Raw genomic sequence first — 25,245 nt, 5'->3', positions numbered from 1 at the left:
TGGCTCATTCATCTGAGATATGAAACTTAAAATTCCTTGATTTTTTAAGGAAAATCACTTGACATTATAGGGAGGTAAAGAAAATGGCAGTAACGCATGGCATTAACACAAGCAAAAAGGCCACAAGCGTTTCCGTCCCCGTCACCGTGGCTTCCGGCGTCCACTTTGTTGTGGGCACGGCTCCCGTGCAGATGGTGGGCGGGAAAGTCAACGAAGTGGTCATGTTGAACAGCTATGAAGAGGCGGCGCAGTTGCTGGGGTATTCTGATGACTGGCAGAAATACAGCCTCTGCATGGAAGTGTATTCCGCATTCATGCTGTATAAGATCGCCCCTGTCTTTGTGGTGAACATACTGGACCCGGCAAAGCATAGGACGGAGGAAAAGGCCGTAACCTGCACCCCCGTGGAAAACCGGGTGGAACTGCCCCTGGAAGTGATTGCGGACAGCGTAAAGGTGGAAAGCAAGACAAGGGGGGAGGATTTCGAGGTATTTTATACAGACACCGCCTGCATAGTGGAATTTACCACGGATACCACCGGGGAAGTAAAAGTGTCCAGCATGTCCGTGGACCCGTCCCAGGTGACGAAACGTGACGTGATCGGCGGGCATGACGTGACCACCCATGCCATAACGGGGCTGGAACTGATTGACAGCACTTTCCCGAAGTACACCATAGCCCCGGATTTGATCGTGTGTCCGAATTGGTCACATGACCCCGAAGTTGCGGCGGTTATGTCTGCAAAAGGGGAAAATATCAACGGTGTATTTCCCGCCATGGCCATGATTGATCTGGCAAGCACGGACAATGACGGCGCAACGTATTACACGGACGCCCCGGCGCTGAAAAAGCGCAACAATTTCAGCAAGACTAACCAGATCGTATGCTGGCCCAAAGTGGCGCTGTCCGAAAAGATTTTTGATTTTTCCGTCCAGCTGGCCGGGTCCATGACGGCTACAGACAACAACGGTGATCTGGGAGGCGGGACGCCATGCGAAAGCGCTTCCAACAAGTCTTTGCAGGCGGACAGCACGGTCCTGGCAAACGGCAAGGAAGTTGCCCTGGACGTGCAGCAGGGGAATTTCCTGAATGACAACGGGATTGTAACCGCATTGAATTTTTACAACGGTTTTGTATCCTGGGGGAATTATACGGCCTGCTTCCCTGCGAACACGGACCCGGTTGATTATTTTTACTGTATTAACCGTATGTTCCGCTGGGTGGCAAAAACGGTGGTGCTTTCCCACTGGAACTATGTGGACCGCAGCATGAAGCGCCGCCTGTTAGACGCTATTTTACAGGGCGTCAATAACTGGCTGAACGGATTGACGGCAGAGGAAAAAATACTGGGCGGGCGTGTGGAAATGCTGGAAAGTGAGAACCCCTTGACCGCCCTTATGGCCGGACGTGCAAAATTCCATGTCTATCTGACCCCGCCCGCCCCTTTACAGCAAATGGACTGGGTTCTGGAATATGACACGTCTTATCTGACTGCCGCCCTTAAGGTGGCATAAAAAGAACAGGGGAAAGGAGGAAAAAGATATATGGACCAGATGGTGACAAACTTTGCGGTTTACGAGGACGCCACGGAGTACCTGGGTCTTGCGGAAGTTGAGTTCCCGGAGATCGGGTTTCTGACCGAAGAGATCAGCGGGGCCGGAATGTCGGGGAAAATTGAAGCGATTGTGATCGGGCACCTGGAAGCAATGACAGTGACATATAGCTTTAATACGGTTTCTGACGCCGCAATCAAACTGACGGAACCCCGTGTGCATAACATTGACTGCCGGGTGGCGCAGCAGTTGCAGGATAAAAGAAGCGGGAAAATCAGCCAGGAAAGCGTTAAGCATATTATGCGGACCATGCCGAAGAAATTCAAGCCTGGCAAGGGGGCGATTGCAACCCCGGCGGAAGCAAGCGGAGAACACGCTTGCTATTATTATGCCATGTATAAAAACGGCGTAAGAAAAATCGAACTGGACCCCGTGAATTTTATCTGTTTCATTAACGGGGTGGATTACCTGGAAGCTGTGAGACGTGCGTTAGGGAAATGATAAAAAACCACTTGACTTTTGCCAGACATAAGTTATAATTGATTTATGCCAGACAAAAGTGAGGTGAAGAAAGTGAGTCCACGGACAGGCAGGCCAACGGATAACCCCAGGCCAAACAAGATTAGTATCCGAATTAGCAATGAGGATAAAGAAATCCTGGAAAGATATTGCGAAAAGGAAAAAGTCAACAAGACAGAAGCAATAAGCCGGGGAATAAGGAAGTTGGAGGAAAAATAAAAACAGTCGCAGCACCGACCAAAGCACAAACGACTGTTTTCTGTGAAAGTTTCCTTCCATGAAATATTCTATCATGCCGAAGGGATTCTTTCAAGTATTTTGAAAGGAGAATTTTGAAATGAAGAATATGACAAAGAAACACATATTGTACACCCAGAAGCCGGAAATATATGCGATATGCTACATGAACAATAGAATAATCTATTACAATTTAGCCGCCGCCCCAAAGGCAAAGATAATTCTTATGATGAAAGGAAGCGAGGCAGGAATAAATGTCAAAACGAATTGATTTGACAGGGCGGGAAATCGGGAATTGGAAAGTCATTAGTTTTTCGGGCGTTTCAAAACAGGGCTGTGCAGAATGGCTGTGTGAATGCAGGTGCGGCAAAAGGAAAATCGTTTCTGGCCATGCGGTGAGAAGCGGGAAAATTAAAAGTTGCGGCTGTCTGAATATTGAACGCACAAAAGAAGCGAACACAAAGCATGGAATGAAAGGCACACGGCTATATAGAATTTGGCAGGGCATGAGACAGCGCACAAAAAATCCAAACAATCATGAGTACGGCGATTATGGGGGAAGGGGGATTGAACTATGTAAAGATTGGGAAAAATTTGAAAACTTTTGTAAGTGGGCAAAAGAAAATGGATATGCTGAAAATCTTACGATTGACAGAAAAGACAATGAAAAAGGATATAGTCCAGATAACTGCCGCTGGGTAACTGCAAAATCCAACAATAGGAACAAAAGAAATAATCATTGTCTGGCATATAAGGGAGAAACAAAAACTATTGCAGAGTGGGCAGAAATCACAGGATTAAGCAAAGCAGTGATACGTTATAGGGTAACTAAAATGGGGTGGAGCGCTGAAAGAGCGCTGGAAACCCCGAAAATGAGAACAAAAAAGCAGCTGTAGGGGCTGCTTTTTTGATACAAAAATTTAAGGAGGAATAAAAGATGGATAACATGCAGGTACAGGGAAAACCCATGGCACAGGAAGACCAGGTGGAGCGGGAAGAGATCGAAAAGGCCCAGGAGGCGGGCGTGATTGATTTCAACAAGAAGGAGGACCCCGGAAAATCGCTGAATTATACCCATAAGTTTGCGAAACCCACGGAGATCATGGGGCGGAAATACGAAAGTCTCACTTTCTACTTTGAGGAATTGACTGGTGATGACGTGGAAAATGTGGAACTGGAATTGCAGCAGCGCAATATCGTGGTTCTGTCTGCGGAAGTGTCTTCCGCCTTCCAGTCTGCGATTGCCGCAAAAGCGGCACATATGGCGTCTGATGAAATCCGGCGTCTGCCCCTGCGGGATTACATGAAGATCAAGAACGCCGCAAGAAATTTTTTGGTAGCTGTGGGCTACTAAAGACAGAGCGGCCCGCAAATTTTCTACGGAAACAATCGTATAGGTTAGCAAGGCTTTCTTATACACCTGTAGATTACTGGTTAAATCTGCCCCTTAAGCGCTTTTTCGCATGGATTGACAGCGTGAACGAAGTGACGAAAGAGGACGCAGAGCGGCAGGACCAGAAGTAAGGGGGTGGAAAGAAAGTGGCTGGGGCACAAAGGGAATATGAATTGCTTTTCAAGTTAAAAGCAACCCTGGGCGGGAATTTCAGCAGCACGTTCAAGACGGCGGTTGACGCCCAGAAAAGGCTGGCAGACAGCACGAAGCAGATCAATTCCTTGCAATCCAAAATTGACGGATACCAGAAAGCCAGCAGTGCCATTGAGAGGAACCGGGGGAAGCTGACACAGCTGACTGCCGAACATGACCGCCTGCAAGCGGAATTGCAGGAGACGGTACAGAAGAAAAAAGCACTGCAAAGGGCCATGGAAACGGCGGAAGCGGAAGGAAACATTGAAGACTATAAACGTCTGCAAAATGAACTGTCCGCAACAGGCCGGGAACATGACAGGTTAAAGGAGAGGTTAAACGGGAACAAAAGCCAGATACAACAGACCACAGCCACGATAGAAGACCAGGAAAGAGCGCTTGACAGTCTGGGGCGGGAACTGCGGGAAGCCGGAGTGAACACGGACAATCTGGAAGGCGCAAACCAGCGCCTGCAAAAATCCTATGACAGGCTGAAAACGTCACAGGAAAATTTGCAGAGGCTGAACGAAGAGCAAAACCGAATAAAGGAAAGCATATCCAGCACCAAAACCCAGCTGCCGGGAACCGTGGGCGCTTTTTCTGCCGTGGCGGCGGCGCTTTATGCAGGGCCGGTACAGGCGGCACAGAGTTATGAAACAGCGCTTGCGAAGGTATCAACGATTGCGGATACCCAGGCAGTGCCGCTTGAAAAGTTTTCCCAGGAAATCCTGGCGCTGTCTAACAGCACAGGGGTGGCGGCCACAGACATTGCGGAAGATGTTTACAATGCCATTTCTGCGGGGCAGAAGTCCGGGGACGCTGTTAATTTCGTCACCAATTCCACTATGCTGGCGAAAGCCGGATTTGCGGAAACGTCACAAACGCTTGACGTACTCACCACCATTCTGAATGCTTACGGCATGTCAGCAGATAAAGTGGGTACGGTTAGTGACATGCTGGTTCAGATACAGAACAAAGGTAAAGTGACCGTGGGTGAATTGTCTTCCGTTATGGGCAAGATTATTCCCACGGCCAATTCCTACAATGTGTCCCTGGAACAGCTGGGCGCAACATACGCCATAATGACTTCCAAAGGTATTGCCGCAGCGGAAACCACCACCTATGCAAACTCTATGCTGAATGAGATGGGGAAGAGCGGCACCACGGCAGACAAGGCCCTGCGGCAGGCAGCAGGCAAAGGCTTTGCTGATCTGATGGCCAGCGGCATGTCCCTGGGCGATGTTCTGGCAATCTTGCAGACGGAGGCGGAAAAGAGCGGTAAGACAATAGCTGACATGTTCGGCAGTGCGGAGGCCGGGAAGGCGGCAGTATCTTTGCTGTCCAACGGCGTGGACGGGTTCAACGCCAGCGTGGCGGACATGATCAACAGCACGGGCATGACCCAGAGCGCCTTTGATAAGATGGCGGGCACCACGGAAAACAAGATGGCGAAGGCAAAGAACAGTATCACGAATTTGGGTATTGTTTTGGGCCAGAACCTTTTGCCCATTGTGGGGAACGTGGCGGACAAGGTGGCCGTGCTGGTCACGAAGGTGGCCGAATTTGCCCAGGAAAACCCGAAGCTGGTTCAAACCGTCCTTAAGGTGGCGGCTGGCCTGGCGGCCTTCAAGATCGCCGGACTGGGCGCAAAGCTGGGTTTTCTGCACATTAAAAGCGGCTTCACCACCGCAAAGATCGTCCTGGAGACGTTCAAAAGCAAGGCGGCGCTTGCGCAAGTGGCAAGTGCCGGGCTGGTATCCAAACTAAGGGCAGCCGGAAGCGGTATCATGTCTATTTTCGGCGGCATGGGTTCCGGCCTGGGGAAAGTTGCGGGGCTGGTATTAAAGCCGTTTTCCCTGTTAGGCGGCAAGCTGGGCGGCATATTGTCCGGCCTGGGGTCGGTGATCGCCAAAAGCCCGCTGGGCAGCATAGGGAAATTTATTACTGCCGGATTTGGCAAGCTGGGCGGCGTCATTGCGCCCATAGGAAATATATTTAAAAAAGTCCTGGGACCCATAGGAAAGCTGGGAAGTTCCCTGCTGGGACCCCTGGGAGGAATAGCTGGGAAACTTTTCCCTGTAGTAGGCATTGTGACTGGCGTGATCACGGCAGTCCAGCTATTGAGGAACCACTTTGACGAAGTGCGGGCGGCAATAGGCCGGATATTTGGGGAAAGCGGCCTGGCGGTATTTGACAAGATCGTGGCCGTGGTGACAACGGCGGGCGAAGCGATTAAGGGGGTATTTTCAGACGGGAACCTGGGAGCGGCCAGGGACAAGATAGAGGAAATTTTCGGAGCGAAAGGGGCGGCGGTATTTGACAGTTTTATCAATGTCATAAATTCCGTGCGCAGCACCCTGTCCACGCTGGTGGGATTTATCACGGAACATATTGTGCCAGTCGCAGAACAGATACTGTCTGTGATCGTCACAAACGTGATACCCGGAATTTTAGGCGGGATACAGGCAGCGGCCCCGGTCATCATGCAGATCGTGCAGTCCATAGCGGATTTTATCGCAGGCATAATGCCGATTATTGGTGACTTTATCGCAGGCATAATGCCCGTGATCAGCGAGATCATAACCTTTATACAGACCTATGTACTCCCGATTATCCAGGAAGTGTTTAACTTTATCGTGGCGGAAGTCCTGCCCTTTATTGTGCAGGGTATCCAGACGCTGGGGTCCATCATTACTACGGTTCTTTCAGCAGTGCTGCCCGTGGTCCAGACGGTCTTTCAGACCATATGGTCCATCATACAGCCGATTATGCAGCAGATACTGACAGTAGTACAGGCGGTTCTTCCTGCGGTTTTGTCAATTTTCCAAAACGTGTTTAACACAATCGGAAGCATTATCAGTGCAGTACAGCAGGTTCTGGGCGGGATTATCCAGTTTATAACTGGCGTATTCACGGGAAACTGGTCACAAGCATGGGAAGGCATAAAGTCCATTTTCGGCGGTATCTGGGACGCCATTTTGTCCGTCTGCAAGGGCGTGATCAATGGCATAACAAGTGCCGTGAATGTCGTTATCCGTGGGCTGAACTGTCTGAAAGTGCCGGACTGGGTGCCGGGAATAGGCGGCATGGGAATAAATATCCCGGAAATCCCACAACTTGCAGTAGGGTCACGGAATACGCCGGATACTTTCATAGCTGGCGAGAAAGGCCCGGAACTAATCACCAACATGCCGGGCAGGACCGTGTACACGGCAGCCCAGACCCAGCAGATCATGGAGCGCAGCCAGAGTGCGGCGGCTTCCGTGGCAGGAGCGGCAGCGCAGGGCATTCCAGCGCCCATGCCGCAGGTACAGACGGCCAGAGCGCCGGAAGTGATCGCAGCCGGAGGCGGGGGCGGTTACACCATAACGCTGCATAATTCCCCCACAATCGTGGTGGACGGAAACAGGCCGGACGATCTGGACCAGAAGCTGGAAGAGAATAACAGGAGACTTTTGCGGGAGTTTGAAGAGGCAGTCCGCAAAAAAGAAGATGACGAAAGGCGGTCTGATTATGAGTAAGAATAAGACCTATACCACAATACAGGGGGATATGTGGGATAAAATAGCCTATGAACAGATGGGCAGCACCCTGTACATGGATAAGCTGATCAAGGCGAATATCAGACATGCCACAACCTTTGTTTTCCCTGCCGGAGTGGTCTTGACCATTCCGGCGGTGGAAGATGAACCCAGTATACAGCTTCCGCCATGGCAAAGGGGGATTTTTGAATGAATGAAAATTACAGCCTTTTCGGGGATTTAGAAACAGGCAACGCCCGCCGGGTGGAATTAAGGCTGGAACTTTTCAACATTGACGTGCCGGACGATCTGACACGCCATTTACTGAAAGCCAGCTACACGGACAATGAAGAGGACAGCGCAGATGACTTCCAGCTGGAATATGATGACCGGGAAAGAAATCTGAACGGCGCATGGCTGGAAGTAAAGCCGACAATCATTAAAAGCACAAAGCAGGTGCAAAAGCAGGTGGCACAAACAGAAGTGATCAACTATGTTGTGAAACGTGGTGACACGCTTTCCGCAATAGCTTTGCGCTATCTGGGGAAGGCGTCAAAATATCCCCAGATTGCCCAGGAAAACGGTGTAAGGAACCCGGATTTGATTTTCCCCGGACAGGTTTTCCGTATCACCACAGGGGGCCAGGTATCCACGACAGTGACAGAGGTACAGGAAACAACCACATTGGCGTCACAGCCCCGCATGGTGAAAGTCACGCTGGTGCAAAAAAACTGGAACGATACCGGGAAAAACGGCGTACTGGAATGTGGGACATTTGAAATTGACAGCGTGGACGTTTCCGGGCCGCCTTTAAAAACAACATTGAAAAGTACGTCAATCCCCTATACGTCCACGTTCCGCATGATGAAGAAATCACGGAACTGGGAGAAAAACAGCCTGCGGGCGATAGGCCAGCAGATTGCCCAGGAAGCAGGCTTCAGCTTCCTGTATGAGTGCAGCGACAACCCGGAATATGACAAGAAAGAACAGGTACAGCAGTCCGACATACGGTTTTTACAGGATTTATGCCATGCAGAGGGGAAGGCGCTGAAGGTCACGAAAATGGCCATTGTGATTTTTGACAAGCAGGAATATGACACAAAGCCTGTAACCAAAGTGATCACATACGGCAGCAGTGATATTATTTCCTTCCGCATGGGCACGAACCTAAAGGACGCAGCATATACAAGCTGTCATGTGTCCTATACCAACACGGAGAAAAAACAGACCATTGAATATACATACACCCCGGACAGCATGACAGGGACCGGCCAGGTGCTGGAAATCAATGAGAGGGTGGCCAACACCGAAGAGGCAAAGCGCCTGGCAATGAAGCGCCTGCGGGAAAAGAATGCCCAGGAATTTACATGCAGTTTCAAGATGGCGGGAGACGTTCAGCTGGTGGCGGGTATCGTGGTAAGGCTGCAAGGCTTCCAGCAGTTTGATAAAAAATACAGGGTCAAGAGTGCGAAGCATAGCCTAACAGGCGGATACACCACGGACATTGACCTGGTGCAGATTTTGGAGGGCTATTGATGACGGCGCAGAAGGAAAAAGACATTTTAGAGGTTTTAAAGAAGATCATACGGATAGGCACCGTACACGCTTATGACGCCAGCACACGCATGGCCAGGGTCAAGTTTGACAACCTGGGGGGTATCATATCCCCGCCCATTAAGGTGCTGACACGTCCCAGGGCGGTGGTGCCTGGGGAAAAAGAAAAGGCGGGAAATAAGACGGACAAAGCGGACGGCCATTTCCACGCCGCCTATGTGACGGACTGGAACCCCAAAATAAATGACCAGGTGCTGTGCCTGTATTACCCGGACGGGGACGGATACGTTTTGGGGGAGGTGTAGAACGTGGCAAAAATAGGGACGTTTGGAGGGCTTTCTTTTGTGGTGTCCTCTAACAAGGTTAGTACATTTGATGATCTGAAATGGGACACTTCCGCCGCATACGCAACCCATGACAGGCATTTACAGCCGGACCTTTTGGAATTTCTGGGGCCGGACCCCGAACAGATCACGTTTAAAATGAAGTTCAGCGTATTTTTGGGAGTAAACCCTTTAAAATCGGTGAATGACCTGCGGCGCATGGTCCGAGAAGGCACGGCGGAACGCCTGGTGATAGGCGGCAGGGTGTACGGTGATTATAAATGGGCAATCACCAAAGTGTCCAGCGCCATGAAAACATTTGATAACCGGGGCAACTGCTGGGCGGCGGAAGTGACCGTGACGCTGAAAGAATACGGGAGAAGGTGACAGTATGGAGGTTTTAAGGGGTGACGGGAAACTGCTGGAAAACATTGACCTGGACCCGCCGAACAAACACCAGGAAGTATTGCGCAACATTGCCATTATTCTGGATACCGTGGCAGGGTCCGTCCCCATGGTGCGGGGCCTGGGGGCAGATGGGCCGTTCCGTGGCCGTCCGCTGAATGTGATTGAAAATGAGATCGTGGCGCATGTGTATGACCAGATCGAAAGGTATGAGCCACGGGCGATTATAGCGCATGTGACAGTTGAAGCAGACCACACCACGGGGCAGCTGATACCTACAGTAGAAATAGAGGGGGTGCGGGAAGATGGATACTAAAATACAATACCCGGAAATTGAGTTCGTGGAAACGGACGTGGAAACGATAGAAAACAGCATGATCGCCCTTTTTGAATTGATGTATGAACAGGAGACGGGGAAAAAGAAAAAAGTATATCCGGCGTCCCCGGAAAGGCTTTTTATCTCCTGGGCCGCCGCCGTGATCGTACAGCAAAGAATTTTAATCAATGAGACGGCCAAAAAGAACGTTCCCAGGTATGCGGAAGGGAAATATCTGGACAGCCTGGCGGAGCTTTTCAAGGATACCCCACGCCTGCCCGCTTCCCCGGCCATAGCTGTTTTTCGGTGCTACATATCGGAGGCACAGCCCCAGAGTGTCATTGTCAAGGCGGGCACAAGGATAAGTTTTGACAGCAATATCATATTTGCCACGGTGGAAGATTTGGAGATCAAGGCCGGGGAAACCTATGGGGACGTAAACGGCCAGTGCCTGACGCCTGGGAAAGCCGGAAATGATCTGGCAATAGGGCAGGTGAAAGAGATCATGGACACCTACGATTATTTTTTCAAGATAGAGAACATCACCCGGACCGTGGGAGGGGCGGACGAAGAGACGGACGCCAGCTATTATGAACGCCTGCGGGAGAGTATGGAGAGTTTTTCCACGGCGGGGCCGATAGGGGGCTATATATACCACGTCAAAAAGGTGTCCCCGGCCATAGCGGACGTGACGGCCACAAGCCCGGAAGCAGGCGTGGTGGATATTAGAATATTACTGCAAGACGGGAAACTGCCCACGGACGCCGTGATCAGCCAGGTGGAAGAGGCATTGAACACAAGCGAGGTAAGACCGCTTACAGATAAAGTGACAGTATCAAAACCCATAGAAAGCCCGTTTGAGGTTGACGTGACCTATTACATACCACGGTACAGCCAGGCCAGCAGCAAGATCATTGAGGGGGCGGCGAAGGAGGCAGTAAAGAACTATATCACATGGCAGACCGCCAAAATGGGCCGGGACATAAACCCTTCCCAGCTTAACAGTATGCTGATGGCAGCAGGCGTGAAGCGTGTGGAGATCAGAAAGCCCGCCTTTGCGGTGGTGCCGGAAACCTATGTGGCCAGGCTGGAAGGGCAGCAGGTAGTGATGAATGGGGGGATTGAAGATGAATGACATATACAGCACGGACTTTTCCGATTTTCTCCCCGGTGCATTAAGGCATGACCCCAAAATGATTGCGCTGGCCAGGACGCTGACGGACCAGCTGCTGACAGTTAGCGGCAATATGGATAATGTGCTGATCTACTCCCGATTTGAAGAACTGCCGGAAGACCTGGTGGACATACTGGCATACGATATGCACGTTGACTGGTACGATTACAGTTACCCTCTACAGGTAAAGCGGGACATGGTAAAGAACAGCGTAAAGGTTCACAAAAAAATGGGCACAAAATACGCTATGGAAACAGCCCTGGGGAGTATATGGCCCAAAAGCGAAGTAGAAGAGTGGTTTAACTATGGAGGGGAGCCACACCATTTCCGTGTTGTCTGTGATGTGACAGAGGACCGCATAACGGCCAGTTTGGCCCAGCTGGTGAAAGCCATACGAATGTATAAACGCCTGTCTTCCCATTTGGACGGCATTGTATACCAGACAAGAATAGACTGCATTATCAGAACGCATACGGACTATATCGTCTATAAAACGCCTGTGACCGGGCGGCTGAATGCGGGAACATATCCATACAGAAATATAAAAGGCGGCATGGCAGGTGCCGCCATTATTGTGGGCACGGAGGCGGCAGGCTTTATTTTTTCTGTGCCGCAGGCCGGAACCATACCGCAGCGCAATGTTATTTTTCGGGGGAATGAGGCCCATATAACGGCGGAAACAGCCCTGGAAATCGTAAAGTACAGAAATGTGCCTGCGGGGGTCACGGAGGCCGGGAAGATACCCCAGAGAAGCGCCAGGGGCGGCAGCGCTGACACGGAGATCATGGCGCAGACCCAGGCAGAGGGAAGCACCTACACCGTGCCCATTGCGGGGACAGTGCCGGGCCGGAATATCCAGCAGCAGACAGCGGGCGGGAATGTTTCTGGGCGGGCAGAGGGCACGGGGTTTAAATACAATACAAAACTGTGCGGAAGTCCCCGGAGACTATAGGGAAAGGAGGAAACCACCATGTTGACACCGCAGGCATTTGCCGATTTACAGGTTTTTCTTGATGACGTGATCTCTTATGCCGCCGTCACGATAGACGGGAAAACGGAGAAATACCCGATTTACCGCCGGGAACACCTGGAAGACGGACATACTGCTATATTTATCCAGATCACCCCGGAAAATGCGGCGGGCGTGACTGTCCAGGAGGTACAGCTTTTCAACAAAAATAACCAGCCGTGGGCAGTCAAGGCGGAAAAAATCCCGCTGGAAGAGGTGCAGGAAGGAGTGCTGTACCGCTTCACATTCAAATTTTTGGAAGAGGAGGTGTAAAAAATGTATGTAGAACAGATATGGCTTGACCATGTGACGGAGTTTGAAAACCGATACCGGGAACAATCGAACCCGGACGGGACGATCACCCACCTTCCTGTGGAAGGGACAGTGATACAGCAGGGGACCCCGCAGAACGGGAAAAATTTCAACCACCTGGAATGCGGGGTTTCGGAAGCCCACGCACTGGCTGGCCTGCTGATGATCTCCCGCATACACCAGGCCCAGAAGCTGGACGATCTGGCCGGGGAGACAATCCAGGTGACACTGACCAATACGGAAACATACCCGTTCAATACCAGCCAGAAAACCGTGGCGCTGGGCATAAACCGGAATAATGTCAATTATACCGTGCAGGCGGAGATTGTTTCCGTGTCCGGGGGCTTTGTGAACGGGGTGGAGATCACGGACAAACTGGTCAACGGCTTTAAGGTAAAGTTTACCGGGAGCGCCAGGGAGGCAGTCATTAAATTATTTGTGAAAGGGGGCTTTTACAGTGGCTAATATCCACATTAAAACCGAAGAGCGCAGGCAGCGGGAAGCGGCTGTACTGCGGTCCTATGGAGTGGCAGGCAGGGGGACCCCGGAGCAGCGGGAGGCCGCCGCCATTATTGCGGCCAGAAGCCGTGAAATCATGAAGGGAGGAAACAGGAATGGCAAATAAAATCAAGGTAGTGGAAAAGACGCCCGGCATTCACCTGGGGTATTCCGTAACCAGTGAAAGAATTACCTTCACTTATGGCGAAGATGAACTGACCGTGAAGGTATCCGCAAAGGAGCGGGACGAAGAAAATATGATTGACATTTGCCTGGACGCTGACGGGGGCTTGATCAACGGCGTGGCCGAAAAGTCCCGGAAGTATGCCGCCCAGGTGGTCATACCGCCCCGCCGTTATGTAGAACAGGAGAGCGAACAGCGCAATGAGGACGGGGAAACGGTCATGGTCCCAGTTCCCGTGCCGTTTGACATGGCGCTTTGTACGCTGATTTTATGGGGAATGGAGGAATAATACATGCAGAATTTTGATGATCTGGCCCTGGCGGTAGCGTCTTTTGGGCCGAATAACAAGGTTATTTTTGATGACCTGGGCCTGCCCTCTATCATGGTAGGGGTGCCCAAAATGACATATGCGGACATTATCACGGGCGGGACCCAGGAAACGCTGCCCTGGTGGATTGTGGACGGCGTGGAAAAGGAAGTGATCTGGGTATCTAAGTACCCGAACATTATCAAGCATGAGCGGGCGTATTCTCTTCCCATGGTGGACCCGAAAGCAAGCCTGGATTTTGACGCCGCCCTGGCCGCCTGCCGGAAAAAGGGGAACGGCTGGCACCTTAACCAGAACGGGGTTTTTGCGGCGCTGACCCTGTGGAGCCAGAAAAACAAGACAGTCCCCCGTGGCAATACTAATTATGGCAAGTGCTATACACACGCCCATGAAAGAGGCATTACCACCTATAAATACCAGAACTATGGCGGAGGCAGGACAGCCACGGGCAGCGGCCCCACAACCTGGTATCATGACCATAGCCCGGCGGGCATTGCTGATCTGTGCGGGAATGTGTGGGAGTGGGTGGCAGGTTTCCGCCTGTATAACGGGGAAATCCAGATCATACCCTATGGCAATTCCATGAAGTCCACCTGTAGCATGGCGGCGGGGTCTACGGAGTGGAAGGCAATCAAGCCGGACGGTTCCCTGGTGGCACCCGGAACGGCGGGAACCCTTAAAGTGGACCTTAAGACGGCAGGCGGAGCGCCGCAGATCGGAATATCCCTGACGAATGTTTCAAGCGGTGATCAGTGGCCGTCCCTGCCCTTCAAGGACCTGGCGGCGGCGTCCGGGGTAAGCATTCCGAAAATTTTGATCGCAATGGGAATGTTCCCGGAAAGCAGCGCTACATACGGCGGAGATCGTTTCTATGCGAGGAATGACGGGGAACGCCTGCCGTTCCGGGGGTCGAGTTTCAACAACACTTCCAACGCCGGGGCGTCCGCTGTCATTCTGAACCACCCCCGTTCTGACGTCTATGTGCGCCTTGGTTTCCGTTCCGCTTATGCCGAACTGCAAACGGAAGACTGATAAACTGTGTGGGCTTGCGGTAGCAAGTCCCACACTTTTTTAAAACAGTAAAAAGGAATAAAAAATGGAGAAGCAAAACGCAGCGCCGAAGGCCCCAGGGGAACAACAGCTGGACGGCATAGGAAATAATGCCAAAACAGAAGACTTCCGCATGAAAAATAAGGTGTATGAAATTATCAAGTACGGAAATATTGCGCTGAAAGATTTTCCAAAGTATGAGCGGGCAACGCTGGCCCGTGAAATCCGGCAGTCCATGTATACCATATTGCGCCTGGTGATCACCCTGGAAAACAAGCACTATAAAAAGACCACGCTGGGAGAACTGGACACGGAAGTGGACGTACTGCGGCATTTCATACGCCTGGCGGCAGATGAAGAAATGTACCCGGATAAAAGACCGTGCCTGCCCATGCGGAAATATGAGAACTGGGCGAAGTTAATCAACCACCTGGGCGGCCAGATCGGGAACTATGAAAAGTACGTCAATGGGGAGGCAAGCAAGGAACAAAATAAAGGTAAAAAGGGCAGCCAGTAAAATGGCCGCATTTTTATAGGGAAAGGGCCATTTAATCGGTGTCGTGGGCTGCCGTTCCGGGGGTCGAGTTTCAACAACACTTCCAACGCCGGGGCGTCCGCTGTCAATCTGAACAACCCCCGTTCTAACGTCAATGTGAACATTGGTTTCCGTTCCGCTTAACCCTAAATAAGGCCAGATTTGGTATAGGCTCAAGAGTCTATACCCCGTGCATTTAGGCATAAGGGGTCCTTTTCCTTTCCAATGGTCGAACAGGCCGCAGGAAAAATATATATTGCCGGGAAGACAGTTAGTAAGGCATACGCCCGAAAGCCAGGCGGGAAACTGGCAATTTGTCACGTTCCACGCCGGGGATTGCCTGGCGTGGATTTGCCCGGCCCTTTAATATGAGTTTTGGAGGTATCGCATGAAAAAAATCAAAAATCTTTTCCCGAAAATTTATGATTTTGAAAACCTTTTCTATGCCTACAAAGACGGCATAAAACAGAAACGTGACCGCCCGGACGTGATGGCATACACGGAAAAGCTGGAAGAAAATTTGATCACCCTGCAAAATGAATTTATCTGGAAGACCTACAAAGTGGGGGCATACCGAAAGTTTTTCGTGTATGAGCCGAAAAGGCGGCTGATTATGGCCCTGGACTTTAAAGACAGGGTGGCGCAGCACGCTATTTACAGGCAGTTAAATCCGCTATTGGATAAGCAGTTTATTTTTGACAGTTACGCCTGCCGGAAGGGGAAGGGCACCCACAAGGCGGTGAAGCGCCTGCAATACTGGTTCCGCCAGGTGGAGCGGAAGCCGGGAAAATACTATTATCTGAAATTGGATATAAGCAAGTATTTTTACCGCATAGACCATGAAATTTTAATGGACATACTGCGGCTTAAGATTGCAGACAAAGACCTGCTGTATATCATGGAAGGCATTGTAAACTGCGAAGATACCAATTTTGGCCTGCCCATGGGGGCGGATATAGGGGACGTTCCGTTCACGGACCTGCTGGCGGAAGTGGGACTGCCCATAGGGAATTTGACCAGTCAAATGTTTGCAAATTTATATCTGGACCAGTTAGACCAGTTTTGCAAGCACAAACTGCATATGCGGTATTATATCCGTTACATGGACGATGTGATCATTATTCACAACAGCAAGCGGCACCTGGAAAAGGTGAAAAATGAAATAGCGGCATTCCTGGAAAACCGCTTGCACCTACAGTTGAATAATAAAACCTGTATACGCCCGGTTTGCCTGGGCGCTGAATTTGTGGGGTTCCGGGTATGGTCAACCCATGTAAAGTTACGGAAGAAAACTGCAAAGAAGATGATCAAGCGCCTGGAATACGTTTTTTCGGCCTATCATGCGGGGGAGATGGACCGGGAAAAGATGGCCAGGACAGTGGCGTCCTATAAGGGCATTTTGAAGCATTTCAACAGCCACGGCATGGCCCAGAAACTGAACGATATTTACAGACGGGAGGTGATGGGAAATGCCGCAAATTGAATGGAACGCCTTGTGGGAGTGGGGAAAGAACCTGCTGGGGCTGCTGGCCGCCGCCGGGATTGTCATTGATCTAACGCCGCATATCAAAATACAGCCGGTCCGTGCGCTTATAGGCTGGCTGGGGAAACAGCTAAACCGGGACATGCAGGAAAAGCTGGATAAGCTGGCAAAAGATTTTGAGTCCCACAAAGTTGACAGCTGGCGGTCTGAAATATTGGAGTTCGCCAACTCCTGCATGAACCGCCGGAAGCATACAAAAGAAGAGTTTGACCACATTATTTCCGTGCATGACGATTACGCAGAATATGTGAAAACAAATAAAATTGAAAACGGGCAGGTTGATCTGGCGTATGAGTACATAGAAAAGCTATACCAGCGCTGCCTTGAAAAAAACAGCTTTCTGGTGGTAAGGCCAGATGACGAAGACGGGGAGGAATGAAGGAATGATGATACTTGCCTTTTTGGCGGGCTTTATGGCCTGCCTTTTTGTTGTAATGATTTTTAATGCCAGGACGATTGCGGCGGCCCGCAGGCGGAGGAAAAAGGACCGCCAGGAACACCCGGAAAAGAAGATACAGGCCACGAAAGTGATTGTCTTTTCCGTCCTGGTGACATACCACCTTGCGTTCCTGGTGGGCGTGTGGGTGGTGATCGTCAAGGACGTGTACCAGCTTTCCACCCTGCTGGCGTTTGTGGGGTCCGTGGCCGTCCTGGCAGTGGGTTTCTATTGCTGGAAATCCAAAGCTGAAAACCTTTTGAAAATCAAGCAGGCATTGCCGGATACAGCGGCAAGTTTGTCTGATTTTAGCAACATGAGTTCCCAATAAAAAAGAAGGAGGTAAAACGGTGGAAGAGAAGCAGAAAAAAGAGGTTTCCCAGGCCGCCCAGAAGATCATTTTCGGGCAGGAAGGCAATTATGGTTCCGTCAATGCCAATGACAACGGAGCCGTGAGCGTGGGGAAGGTGCAGTGGCACGGCGGGCGGGCGCTGGCCCTGCTGAAAACGGTCTGTGCGGCGGAAGCCAGGGCGGCGTCCATTCTGGGGGCTGCCCTTTATCGTGAGATCACCACGGCGGCAGACTGGAACACCCGCACGGTGAACCCCCAGGAAAAGCAGGCAATCAGCCGCCTGCTGGTGACGGACGCCGGAAAGAAGGCCCAGGACGATCTGGCGGAAAAGGACGTGTACGCATATGTGGAACACGGGCTGAAAGTCGGAGTGGCTGACCCTGCCGCCCTGGTATACTTTGCCGATTTGGAAAACCAGGGAGGCGGCGGCGCTTCCGCAAGGGTGGCGAAAGCCGCAAGGAAACCCGTAACCCTTGACACCCTGCACAGCGCTGGCCTGGCAGATCGTGTCATGGGCAAGTACAGCACCCGGCGGAATGCGGTATACAATGCGGCCAGGGCGCTGAATTTAGGCAGCCAGCAGACGGGAGGAAACACAAAGATGACGGAACAGGAACTGCGGCAGAAAGTGGCCAATATCATCACCGCATGGGAAGGCGGGAAAAAGGGAAGCAAGGAACACCAGGAAATCCTGGCAACCTATAACGGCCATGCCCCGCTGGCCCGTGGCTACAGGGTACAGCCCCATGACGCATACTGTGCCACTACGGTGAGCGCCGCATATATCCTGGCCGGGATTGCCCAGTATACCGGGACGGAATGCGGGGTGCAGAAATTCATTGAACTGGCCATGAAAATGGGTATCTGGACGGAGAATGACGCACACCGCCCCGGCCTGGGGGACGCCTGCTGCTATGACTGGCAGGACAACGGCGTGGGAGACAATACAGGCGGCGGGGACCATATCGGCATTGTGACGGAAACCGGGGGCAATTATTTCATTGTCACCGAAGGCAATATGGACGGCGGGAAGATCGGGCACCGCAGGCTGGATTATAACGCCCGGTATATCCGGGGGTTTATCACGCCGGACTTTGCGGCCATTGCGCAGAAGCTGGGCGGCGGCACCAATACCCCCGCAGCGTCCCAGGGAGGCACCCAGAAGCCTGCTGCCGGACAGCCCGGCGGCAGCTACACGGTAAAGAGAGGGGACACGCTTTCCGGCATTGCGGCCAGGTACGGCACCACGGTACAGTCCCTGGCGGCCTACAACGGCATTGCGGACCCGAACCGTATTTCTGTAGGCCAGGTTATTAAAATTCCTGGAAATGGTGCTACAGCGCCCCAGGGAGGCACCCAGAAGCCCGGCGGAAGCTACACGGTGAAGCGTGGTGACACGCTTTCCGGCATTGCGGCCAGGTACGGCACCACGGTACAGTCCCTGGCAGCCTACAATGGCATTGCGGACCCGAACCGTATTTCTGTAGGCCAGGTTATTAAAATTCCTGGAAATGGTGCTACAGCGCCCCAGGGAGGCACCCAGAAGCCCGGCGGAAGCTACACGGTGAAGCGTGGTGACACGCTTTCCGGCATTGCGGCCAGATACGGAACCACGGTGCAGGCCCTGGCGGCCTACAATGGCATTGCGGACCCGAACCGTATTTCTGTAGGCCAGGTTATTAAAATCCCGCAGTAAGCGGCAGGAAAAAAGAGAAAGAGAGGAAAACGAGATGGACAACATTATTATGCAGGCAATCACCCTGGGGGTCATGGTGGGCGCTTTTGTATGCGGAAAGTATGTATTTCCCAACATGCCCAAAAACGTGGCGGATAAACTGAATGATCTGGCACCATGGGCCGGAAAGTTCGTGGTATGGGCCAGGGAGTTCATGAAGGCTTCCACGGGCCAGGAGAAAATGGACGCCGTGGTCAAGGAACTGTACAAGATCGCAGAGGAAAAGGGCATAAAGGTGACGGAAAACCAGTTGAAGGCCATTGCCCAGGCGGCGTATGAGGCTATGAAGGCAGGGGAGAAGGAAGCAGGCACCCAGGAAACCCAGGCAATGTATTATAAGATCGGACAAAGAGAAGTGGCAAAAGCCCCCATAGTGAATGTGTTCACAGGAGGCGCCCAGGCAGACCGCAGGCAGGCCGTGGCAACGGACAATGTGCCGGAAGGCGCCCTGGAAGAGAACCAGGACGGAACCGTCAATGTATATGGTGATGACGGGCAGAAAGTAGGGACGCTGGAAAAGGAAACGGCTGATCAGTTATCCGTGGGCGTGGAAGTAGTGGTGGAAAGCGAATAAAGCCCCGCCAGACGTGCCCAGGAAGCCCCAGAACAGAGAGAAAGCCCGCAGGTGGTATATTTTACCGTCTGCGGGCTTTCTGCCGTTCCTGGGGCAAACAGGAGCGCCATTCACGCTTCCTGCATTTCGTTCCATACATGCGTCCCCAGTTCTTTCATGGCTTCCGGGTTTTCCTTTACGATCATGACGAAAAGAAAGGTTAAGAACTGGGATTTTGTATTTTGCCATTCTTCCGGGGTCATGTTCGGGTCCTGGGCCAGTTTCATTTCCAGAATTTTCTTTGTGATCTCCTGGCCTTCCGGGGTATTCAGTGCCGTTCTTTCCGCTTCCGTAACCTTTTCTACAAAGTCATTGAAATTATTTGCAATCATGTTCGTTCTCCCTTCTTTTTGTGGTGATGGGGGCAGCAGTGCCGCCCCCCCTGCGGTTTATAAGTGTGTGGCCATTCCTGTGATTGCTGTGAAGATACCCTGTAACATATCGCAATAGACGCCTTTTTCCAGTCTGACTTCCTGGGTTTTATCTTCCGTCCAGGCGAAAGTCTTTTTATTCAAGCGGCCCGGCGTGAAGCGGAAGAACCGCATTGTATAGGTGTCGTCCGGGTCCAGGGTGATGTATAAGCGGTTCGCCCTGCTGTTATTTTTGGGGAGGGTCATTCTCAATGTGTTTCCGTCTGCAAGCAGGTGATTTGCCCCGGTCATTGCTAAAAATTTGTTTCCGCCCAACTGATCAAGAATTGTATTTGCGATTTCCATTTTGTTTCCGTCCTTTCCTTTACCTTATAAGTCCATTATATACTTACGGAAGTATAATTTCAATAGGGAAATTGCACAAAGTTACGGAAGTATATTTGTGCAAGGTTTATACTTCCGTAACAGAAAATAGTGTGGTATACTGTAAAAAACGGCATGGAGGGAAAATTGATGGAAGGTGAAGGAAGAAAATACCCCACGCCCAGGGGGGCAGCGGCCACAAGGGCGAAAAATAAGCACAGGGGAAAGAATTATGACCGGGGAGAACTGGCCCTGCCCAAAGGTATGAAAGCCAGGGTCCAGGAGGCGGCCCAGGCGCAGGGGCAGTCCTTTAATGCCTATGTTGAACAGGCAATCAAGGAGCGATACCAGAGGGAAACAGGCCAGGAAATGACCTGGGAGAGGGAGAAGGAAGAGGAAAGGTGATGGGACGGAAATAAAAGACCCCGGAGGGCAGCAGTCTTCCGGGGCTTTGTATATAGTGCATAGTTCAACAACTGATGTTTGACGAAAAATTTTGTACATAGGTAACAAATTTCATTTGTACTAACTTAACAGCACCCACGGGAGCTTTGGATTCCCGTTCTTCTGCACAGGTTATGAAAATGTTTACAGACATACACCAAAAGGGACAGACTATCCTTGTCGTAACGCATAGCGTTAAAACTGCCTGTTACGCAGGGCGTGTTTTATTTATCCGTGACGGACAGCTTTTTAATCAACTGTATCGTGGAAATATGGATAATGAAACCTTTCAAGAAAAGATTTCTGATAATCTGAAAATCCTTTTGCAAAAGGAGGGATTATATGCGTAACTTTTATATCCGGCTTGCGGTTTCAAATATTAAAAAAAACAAGCCTGTATATTATCCGTTTTTTCTGACAAATGTTTTGTCCGTAATGATTTTCTATGTTATGGCTTCAATTCAAAACCAGACAATCATTGCGACTCTGCCCGGAAGCTATATTTTTGTTCAGTTTATTAAAGTTGGTGTTATTATGACGGGCTTATTTGCGGGAGTATTTCTTTTATATACAAATGGACTGCTTATACGGCAGCGCAAAAAAGAGTTGGGCTTGTATAATATCTTTGGCTTGGAAAAGAAACATATTGCCAAAGTCCTTATGCTTGAAAGCTTGCTGCTCACAGCAGCCGGGCTTATTGCGGGTATTATTTTGGGTGTTTTTTTGGGGAAGCTGTTTTTCCTTATCTTGTTGAAGCTGCTTCACTTAGATAGCGGGCTTGCGTTTCAGTTTGGGATAGAAGCACTTACACAGACAATCGCTTGGTTTGTGGTGATTGGTATACTGATCCTGCTTTATAACCTGTTTTCCGTCATAAAAGCAAAGCCTGTTGAATTGCTGTATGCTGCCCATAAAGGAGATACTTATAATTCGTTTGTGGTAATAAAAGCCATTTTAGGAGTTTTATGCCTTGGGGGTGCATATACGTTGATACTTACTACACCCTCACCCATTGATATTATTGGGCGTGTCTTCCCTATTGCTTTATTGATTTTGGCAGGAAGCATGTTTTTCTTTTCGTCCAGCTCTGTTGTTTTACTAAACGCTTTGAAAAGGAATGATAAATATTATTACAAGCCACAGAATTTTATTTCTGTTTCCGGGCTTATTTATCGGCTGAAACAAAATGCGAAAGGATTGTCAAATATCTGCATTTTAAGTACCGTTGTTATGGTTATTGCCACTACTACGTTGTCACTATATGTAGGGCAAAGAGAAATGGTTTCTTTTCGCTTTCCTATGGAAACAAAAATTTCTGTTGAAAATGCGATGGACGGACAAAGCACTTTGCCAGAACTTGTTCACCAAATCGCAGAGCAATACAATATGATGATAAACAAAGAAGTTGACTATAATGTTACCTATATAAGCGGTGTTTATAAGGATAATACATTTTCTGTCTATCAGCCGGAAGTACACCCGGCAAACAGCACTTGTGCAATCTATCTGATTACAGTAGAAGATTATAACCGCATGGAGGGAAGATCGGAACAACTTGGGGCTGATGAAATATTAGTATTTTCTTCGTCAAAAGATTTAGGTGTTTCTGAAATATGTTTTAATGATTTGAAATATCGGGTAAAAAGTGAATTATCACAATTAGCTATACAAAACAAAAGTATACTATCTTCTGAAACACGATACTTTCTTGTTTGTCCGTCACAGGTGGATATAGACAATATCTTTGCTGAATTGTCACCCTCTGAAAAGAGATTTCATAAGACATACTGCATGATGTTTGACGCAGAAGGTATAGGTGAAGATGATTTTACCGCCGCATTGCAAAGTCAAATTAGTGCTAATTTTGCCGGGGTAAAGTTTGAAAATGCAGAAGCAGAAAAGCGAGACAGTAATTATACTTACGGAGGATTTTTGTTTATTGGTTTGCTGTTAAGCCTATTATTTATGATTTTCTTAACTTTGGTTATTTATTATAAGCAGATTACAGAGGGGTATAGCGACAGATACAATTTTGAAGTTATGCAAAAGGTAGGACTTAGCCGTAATGAAGTGTCTGCCGTGGTTCACAAAGAAATTCGGACGATGTTTTTCTTCCCGCTGGTGGTTGCTATTATTCATTTAGCAGTTTCGCTTTATGCAATCGGTATGTTGCTTGCCACTCTTGGACTGACAAATATTTGGATGTTACTGCTTTGTACGGGGGCAATTTCCCTATTGTTTGTCCTTATTTATATAGTGATGTATTTCAGTACCGCAAGGGTTTATTGCAAAATAGTAATGTGCTGATAGGAAGGAGTAGATATGAGCTTTAATTTCGGAATTATTTTTGCTGTTGTCTGTTTAATTGGTGGTCTGCTTATGATTATCTTCTGTAAGCCGTTTTGGTGGCTGATGAAGAAAAGTGAAATGCCCGGTCATTATAAATGGTATCTGCGCATACCGGGGATTTTGCTTATGCTGTTTGGCATTGGAATTATTATTATAAGTGCCATTAACGACTTTATGTTTTAAGGGGATACCATTCCGTTTCAATAACTGAGATTGTTTTAGTGGAACTGAAAGCCGGATAGCACAAAAGAAACCGCCGCTATGGGGAGATTTGCCTCATAAGCGGCGGCCTGCCGTTTCCGCCGGATTATATGATTGGAAGTGCTGCCGGATGAAAGGCGAAAAACTTTAGGGTATGTCCGCTTGGATATAATATGCTTTATAGTCGTTTCGTGCAATAAATGGGAGCTTGGTGCAGTCTGGTTTGAAAAAATACCCCATGATCCGATATTATGTATGGGTGCTGCCTGTGTAAATCCCTATTTACGCAGGGATGATTTTAAGGCCTGTATTGTATTCGTGATTATCATAAGTTCATGGCTGGAACAGTCGTCTAAAAGGCTGCCGATTTCGGTCTTGTATGTCAGTTCTGCATTATCCAGCTCGTCACATAAAAGCTGGTCGGCAGAACAGGACAGAGCATTCAGGATAGCGATAAAGACCTTTAAGCTGGGGATGCAGTTGCCGGTCTCGATGTGGGAGATATGGGTTGTGCCGACGTCGCATAATTCCGCCAGCCTTTCCTGCGACATATTGCGGGCTGTCCTCTGTTTCCTGATTTTACTGCCGATTGATTTATAATCTATCATGGATACCACCTCTATTGCATTGTAAGTGCAAATCGATAAGCTAATAATGACTTAAAAGTGCAGATGGACTAAATAATGCAGAAACTCTTAAAAATTTTTGTTGGAATGACGATATATACAATAAAGCCATGAAACGGATTTCAAATATTTTTATCAAAGGAGGATGATGGTATGAATATTAGTTTTAATGCAGGCGGTTCCGGTTATACAGGAATCAACACTAACAGCAAGCAGTATAAGGCAGCGGCAAAGGATCATTTAGACAAACTCATTGCGGAAGAGGCAATGATGACGCCCGAACAAAAAATGTTATATGAATTATTGGGCGGGCGCGAAGCACATATGAGGAATGTCATGCAGAATTATAATTCTGACGGAGATTTTGTCGGACCGGGCGGAGTAGTTGTGCCGGGGATGTATCACGGAGAAGATGGCACCGTAGACCGTTCAACATGGCAGCAGTTGATAAATGTTTCCGATGATGCGCGGCAGAAGATGTTCGACAATGTGAAAAGGGAATTCATTCAGGAGAATGGCATTTCCAATGGCGATACAACGAAACGGTCGCAAGTATTCAGGGAATATCAATTAAGCGTAAAGAAGGAAGACCGTGCGAAGGGAACATGGACTTTGCAGCAGTATGAAGGGAAATACCGTTCTGCGATGTATGCGGCGGTAAAGGCGGCTAATCCCAACTGGCAGCCGGGACAGCCTTTTGATCCGGGCATACTGGACAGCGTTACAAGGGAATCCGTGGAAAGCCAGCTTGTCAAAAGTGGAAATACGTTTGTAAAAAAGCCGTCTTTGGGCAGCACATTGGATATGAAGATATAAGGATTACACCCGATTCCGCAGAGGAGCATAAAACCTTGCCCCTGCGGAATGCCCGGACTTATGGGCGGCATGAAACTTTTTTGAGGATTGTTTCGTATACTTAGCGGAGGGAGGTGTTTGTCATGGGAATTAGGGACAAAGGAAGTTAGGGGAATGTGTTTCGTGATAAATTGCTCGGACTTATTATGAGGGAGCAGGAGCGGCTCTGACCGACAGAGTGTCGGACGGCGAATTGAGGGAGACGCAAATGACGAATTATTTTTCCAACCTTTATCCAATTGACTGCGCAGTGC

31 protein-coding genes are annotated in these 25,245 nt (G+C 49.7%); 28 read left to right on the top strand and 3 right to left on the bottom strand.

What is annotated here, in order from left to right; all coding sequences use genetic code 11:
* Positions 1-83: 83 nt before the first annotated feature.
* The 24 genes from NFS35_RS26455 (at position 84) to NFS35_RS26340 (ending at position 19,743) form a co-directional block, all read left to right on the top strand.
* Complete coding sequence (locus NFS35_RS26455; protein ID WP_251209977.1) at positions 84-1,514, top strand: phage tail sheath family protein; 1,431 nt, start codon at positions 84-86, stop codon at positions 1,512-1,514.
* Positions 1,515-1,544: 30 nt separating this feature from the next.
* Entirely contained in the window at positions 1,545-2,054 is a 510-nt protein-coding gene (locus tag NFS35_RS26450; protein ID WP_251209976.1) for a phage major tail tube protein, read from the top strand.
* Between the two features lie 355 nt (positions 2,055-2,409).
* Positions 2,410-2,580 (top strand): hypothetical protein, encoded by a 171-nt coding sequence (locus NFS35_RS26445; RefSeq protein WP_251209975.1) that lies wholly within the window; start codon positions 2,410-2,412, stop codon positions 2,578-2,580.
* Positions 2,564-3,205 carry an AP2 domain-containing protein gene (locus tag NFS35_RS26440; RefSeq protein ID WP_251209974.1) on the top strand — a complete coding sequence of 214 codons (642 nt, stop codon included), beginning with the start codon at positions 2,564-2,566 and terminating at the stop codon, positions 3,203-3,205. Before NFS35_RS26445 ends, NFS35_RS26440 begins: the two co-directional genes overlap by 17 nt.
* Positions 3,206-3,246: 41 nt before the next feature.
* The gene (locus NFS35_RS26435) at positions 3,247-3,663 is read left to right on the top strand and encodes a phage tail assembly protein (protein ID WP_251209973.1); all 417 of its coding nucleotides are present in this window, start codon (positions 3,247-3,249) and stop codon (positions 3,661-3,663) included.
* Positions 3,664-3,848: 185 nt separating this feature from the next.
* Positions 3,849-7,415, top strand: a complete 3,567-nt coding sequence (locus NFS35_RS26430; protein ID WP_251209972.1) for a phage tail tape measure protein — start codon at positions 3,849-3,851, stop codon at positions 7,413-7,415.
* Positions 7,408-7,629 (top strand): tail protein X, encoded by a 222-nt coding sequence (locus NFS35_RS26425; RefSeq protein WP_251209971.1) that lies wholly within the window; start codon positions 7,408-7,410, stop codon positions 7,627-7,629. The genes NFS35_RS26430 and NFS35_RS26425 overlap by 8 nt, the downstream gene beginning before the upstream one ends.
* On the top strand, positions 7,626-8,951 hold the full coding sequence (locus NFS35_RS26420) for a LysM peptidoglycan-binding domain-containing protein (RefSeq protein ID WP_251209970.1): 1,326 nt from the start codon (positions 7,626-7,628) through the stop codon (positions 8,949-8,951). The genes NFS35_RS26425 and NFS35_RS26420 overlap by 4 nt, the downstream gene beginning before the upstream one ends.
* Entirely contained in the window at positions 8,951-9,274 is a 324-nt protein-coding gene (locus NFS35_RS26415) for a hypothetical protein (protein WP_251209969.1), read from the top strand. The genes NFS35_RS26420 and NFS35_RS26415 overlap by 1 nt, the downstream gene beginning before the upstream one ends.
* 3 nt (positions 9,275-9,277) lie before the next feature.
* Positions 9,278-9,679: a phage tail protein gene (locus tag NFS35_RS26410; protein WP_251209968.1), complete on the top strand. Its 402-nt coding sequence runs from the start codon at positions 9,278-9,280 to the stop codon at positions 9,677-9,679.
* Between the two features lie 4 nt (positions 9,680-9,683).
* Complete coding sequence (locus tag NFS35_RS26405; protein WP_160263281.1) at positions 9,684-10,013, top strand: GPW/gp25 family protein; 330 nt, start codon at positions 9,684-9,686, stop codon at positions 10,011-10,013.
* Positions 10,003-11,148, top strand: coding sequence for a baseplate assembly protein (locus NFS35_RS26400; protein ID WP_160263280.1), 1,146 nt, complete (start codon positions 10,003-10,005; stop codon positions 11,146-11,148). The genes NFS35_RS26405 and NFS35_RS26400 overlap by 11 nt, the downstream gene beginning before the upstream one ends.
* Positions 11,141-12,139, top strand: a complete 999-nt coding sequence (locus NFS35_RS26395; protein WP_251209967.1) for a phage tail protein I — start codon at positions 11,141-11,143, stop codon at positions 12,137-12,139. The genes NFS35_RS26400 and NFS35_RS26395 overlap by 8 nt, the downstream gene beginning before the upstream one ends.
* Positions 12,140-12,157: 18 nt before the next feature.
* A complete protein-coding gene (locus tag NFS35_RS26390; protein WP_251209966.1) occupies positions 12,158-12,469 on the top strand; it encodes a hypothetical protein in 312 nt (103 codons plus the stop codon).
* A gap of 3 nt (positions 12,470-12,472) precedes the next feature.
* Positions 12,473-12,973 carry a hypothetical protein gene (locus NFS35_RS26385; RefSeq protein ID WP_251209965.1) on the top strand — a complete coding sequence of 167 codons (501 nt, stop codon included), beginning with the start codon at positions 12,473-12,475 and terminating at the stop codon, positions 12,971-12,973.
* The gene (locus NFS35_RS26380) at positions 12,966-13,133 is read left to right on the top strand and encodes a hypothetical protein (protein WP_160581623.1); all 168 of its coding nucleotides are present in this window, start codon (positions 12,966-12,968) and stop codon (positions 13,131-13,133) included. Before NFS35_RS26385 ends, NFS35_RS26380 begins: the two co-directional genes overlap by 8 nt.
* Entirely contained in the window at positions 13,123-13,479 is a 357-nt protein-coding gene (locus NFS35_RS26375) for a hypothetical protein (protein WP_160263276.1), read from the top strand. Before NFS35_RS26380 ends, NFS35_RS26375 begins: the two co-directional genes overlap by 11 nt.
* A 3-nt stretch (positions 13,480-13,482) precedes the next feature.
* Entirely contained in the window at positions 13,483-14,550 is a 1,068-nt protein-coding gene (locus tag NFS35_RS26370) for a hypothetical protein (RefSeq protein ID WP_251209964.1), read from the top strand.
* 64 nt (positions 14,551-14,614) lie between these two features.
* Positions 14,615-15,085, top strand: coding sequence for a diversity-generating retroelement protein Avd (gene avd, locus NFS35_RS26365; RefSeq protein WP_160263274.1), 471 nt, complete (start codon positions 14,615-14,617; stop codon positions 15,083-15,085).
* A gap of 406 nt (positions 15,086-15,491) precedes the next feature.
* A complete protein-coding gene (locus NFS35_RS26360) occupies positions 15,492-16,586 on the top strand; it encodes a reverse transcriptase/maturase family protein (protein ID WP_251209963.1) in 1,095 nt (364 codons plus the stop codon).
* Entirely contained in the window at positions 16,573-17,025 is a 453-nt protein-coding gene (locus NFS35_RS26355; RefSeq protein WP_251209962.1) for a hypothetical protein, read from the top strand. The genes NFS35_RS26360 and NFS35_RS26355 overlap by 14 nt, the downstream gene beginning before the upstream one ends.
* Positions 17,003-17,413 carry a hypothetical protein gene (locus NFS35_RS26350; protein ID WP_251209961.1) on the top strand — a complete coding sequence of 137 codons (411 nt, stop codon included), beginning with the start codon at positions 17,003-17,005 and terminating at the stop codon, positions 17,411-17,413. The genes NFS35_RS26355 and NFS35_RS26350 overlap by 23 nt, the downstream gene beginning before the upstream one ends.
* A 19-nt stretch (positions 17,414-17,432) precedes the next feature.
* Complete coding sequence (locus NFS35_RS26345) at positions 17,433-19,130, top strand: LysM peptidoglycan-binding domain-containing protein (RefSeq protein WP_251209960.1); 1,698 nt, start codon at positions 17,433-17,435, stop codon at positions 19,128-19,130.
* 34 nt (positions 19,131-19,164) lie between these two features.
* On the top strand, positions 19,165-19,743 hold the full coding sequence (locus tag NFS35_RS26340; protein WP_251209959.1) for a phage holin, LLH family: 579 nt from the start codon (positions 19,165-19,167) through the stop codon (positions 19,741-19,743).
* A 110-nt stretch (positions 19,744-19,853) separates the two neighbouring features.
* On the opposite strand, the gene NFS35_RS26335 is transcribed toward NFS35_RS26340, so the two are convergent.
* Positions 19,854-20,114 (bottom strand): hypothetical protein, encoded by a 261-nt coding sequence (locus NFS35_RS26335; RefSeq protein WP_160581621.1) that lies wholly within the window; start codon positions 20,112-20,114, stop codon positions 19,854-19,856.
* A 57-nt stretch (positions 20,115-20,171) separates the two neighbouring features.
* Positions 20,172-20,498, bottom strand: a complete 327-nt coding sequence (locus NFS35_RS26330) for a hypothetical protein (RefSeq protein ID WP_160263268.1) — start codon at positions 20,496-20,498, stop codon at positions 20,172-20,174.
* 168 nt (positions 20,499-20,666) lie between these two features.
* Between NFS35_RS26330 and NFS35_RS26325 the strand changes: the two genes are divergently transcribed.
* The 3 genes from NFS35_RS26325 (at position 20,667) to NFS35_RS26315 (ending at position 23,492) form a co-directional block, all read left to right on the top strand.
* Positions 20,667-20,921, top strand: a complete 255-nt coding sequence (locus tag NFS35_RS26325; protein WP_160263267.1) for a hypothetical protein — start codon at positions 20,667-20,669, stop codon at positions 20,919-20,921.
* Between the two features lie 381 nt (positions 20,922-21,302).
* On the top strand, positions 21,303-23,267 hold the full coding sequence (locus tag NFS35_RS26320; protein WP_162227481.1) for an FtsX-like permease family protein: 1,965 nt from the start codon (positions 21,303-21,305) through the stop codon (positions 23,265-23,267).
* A gap of 15 nt (positions 23,268-23,282) precedes the next feature.
* A complete protein-coding gene (locus NFS35_RS26315; protein WP_162227482.1) occupies positions 23,283-23,492 on the top strand; it encodes a hypothetical protein in 210 nt (69 codons plus the stop codon).
* A gap of 296 nt (positions 23,493-23,788) precedes the next feature.
* On the opposite strand, the gene NFS35_RS26310 is transcribed toward NFS35_RS26315, so the two are convergent.
* Entirely contained in the window at positions 23,789-24,118 is a 330-nt protein-coding gene (locus tag NFS35_RS26310; protein WP_162227483.1) for a helix-turn-helix domain-containing protein, read from the bottom strand.
* A 171-nt stretch (positions 24,119-24,289) separates the two neighbouring features.
* On the opposite strand from NFS35_RS26310, the gene NFS35_RS26305 reads away from it, so the two are divergent.
* Entirely contained in the window at positions 24,290-24,952 is a 663-nt protein-coding gene (locus NFS35_RS26305; protein WP_162227484.1) for a DUF3879 family protein, read from the top strand.
* Positions 24,953-25,245: the final 293 nt, after the last annotated feature.

The sequence above is a fragment of the Acetatifactor aquisgranensis genome, assembly GCF_943193215.1.
In the GTDB taxonomy this organism is placed as follows: domain Bacteria; phylum Bacillota; class Clostridia; order Lachnospirales; family Lachnospiraceae; genus Acetatifactor; species Acetatifactor aquisgranensis.
Note: the sequence above shows the minus strand (reverse complement) of the source record. Positions and strands in the feature narration are given on the sequence as shown.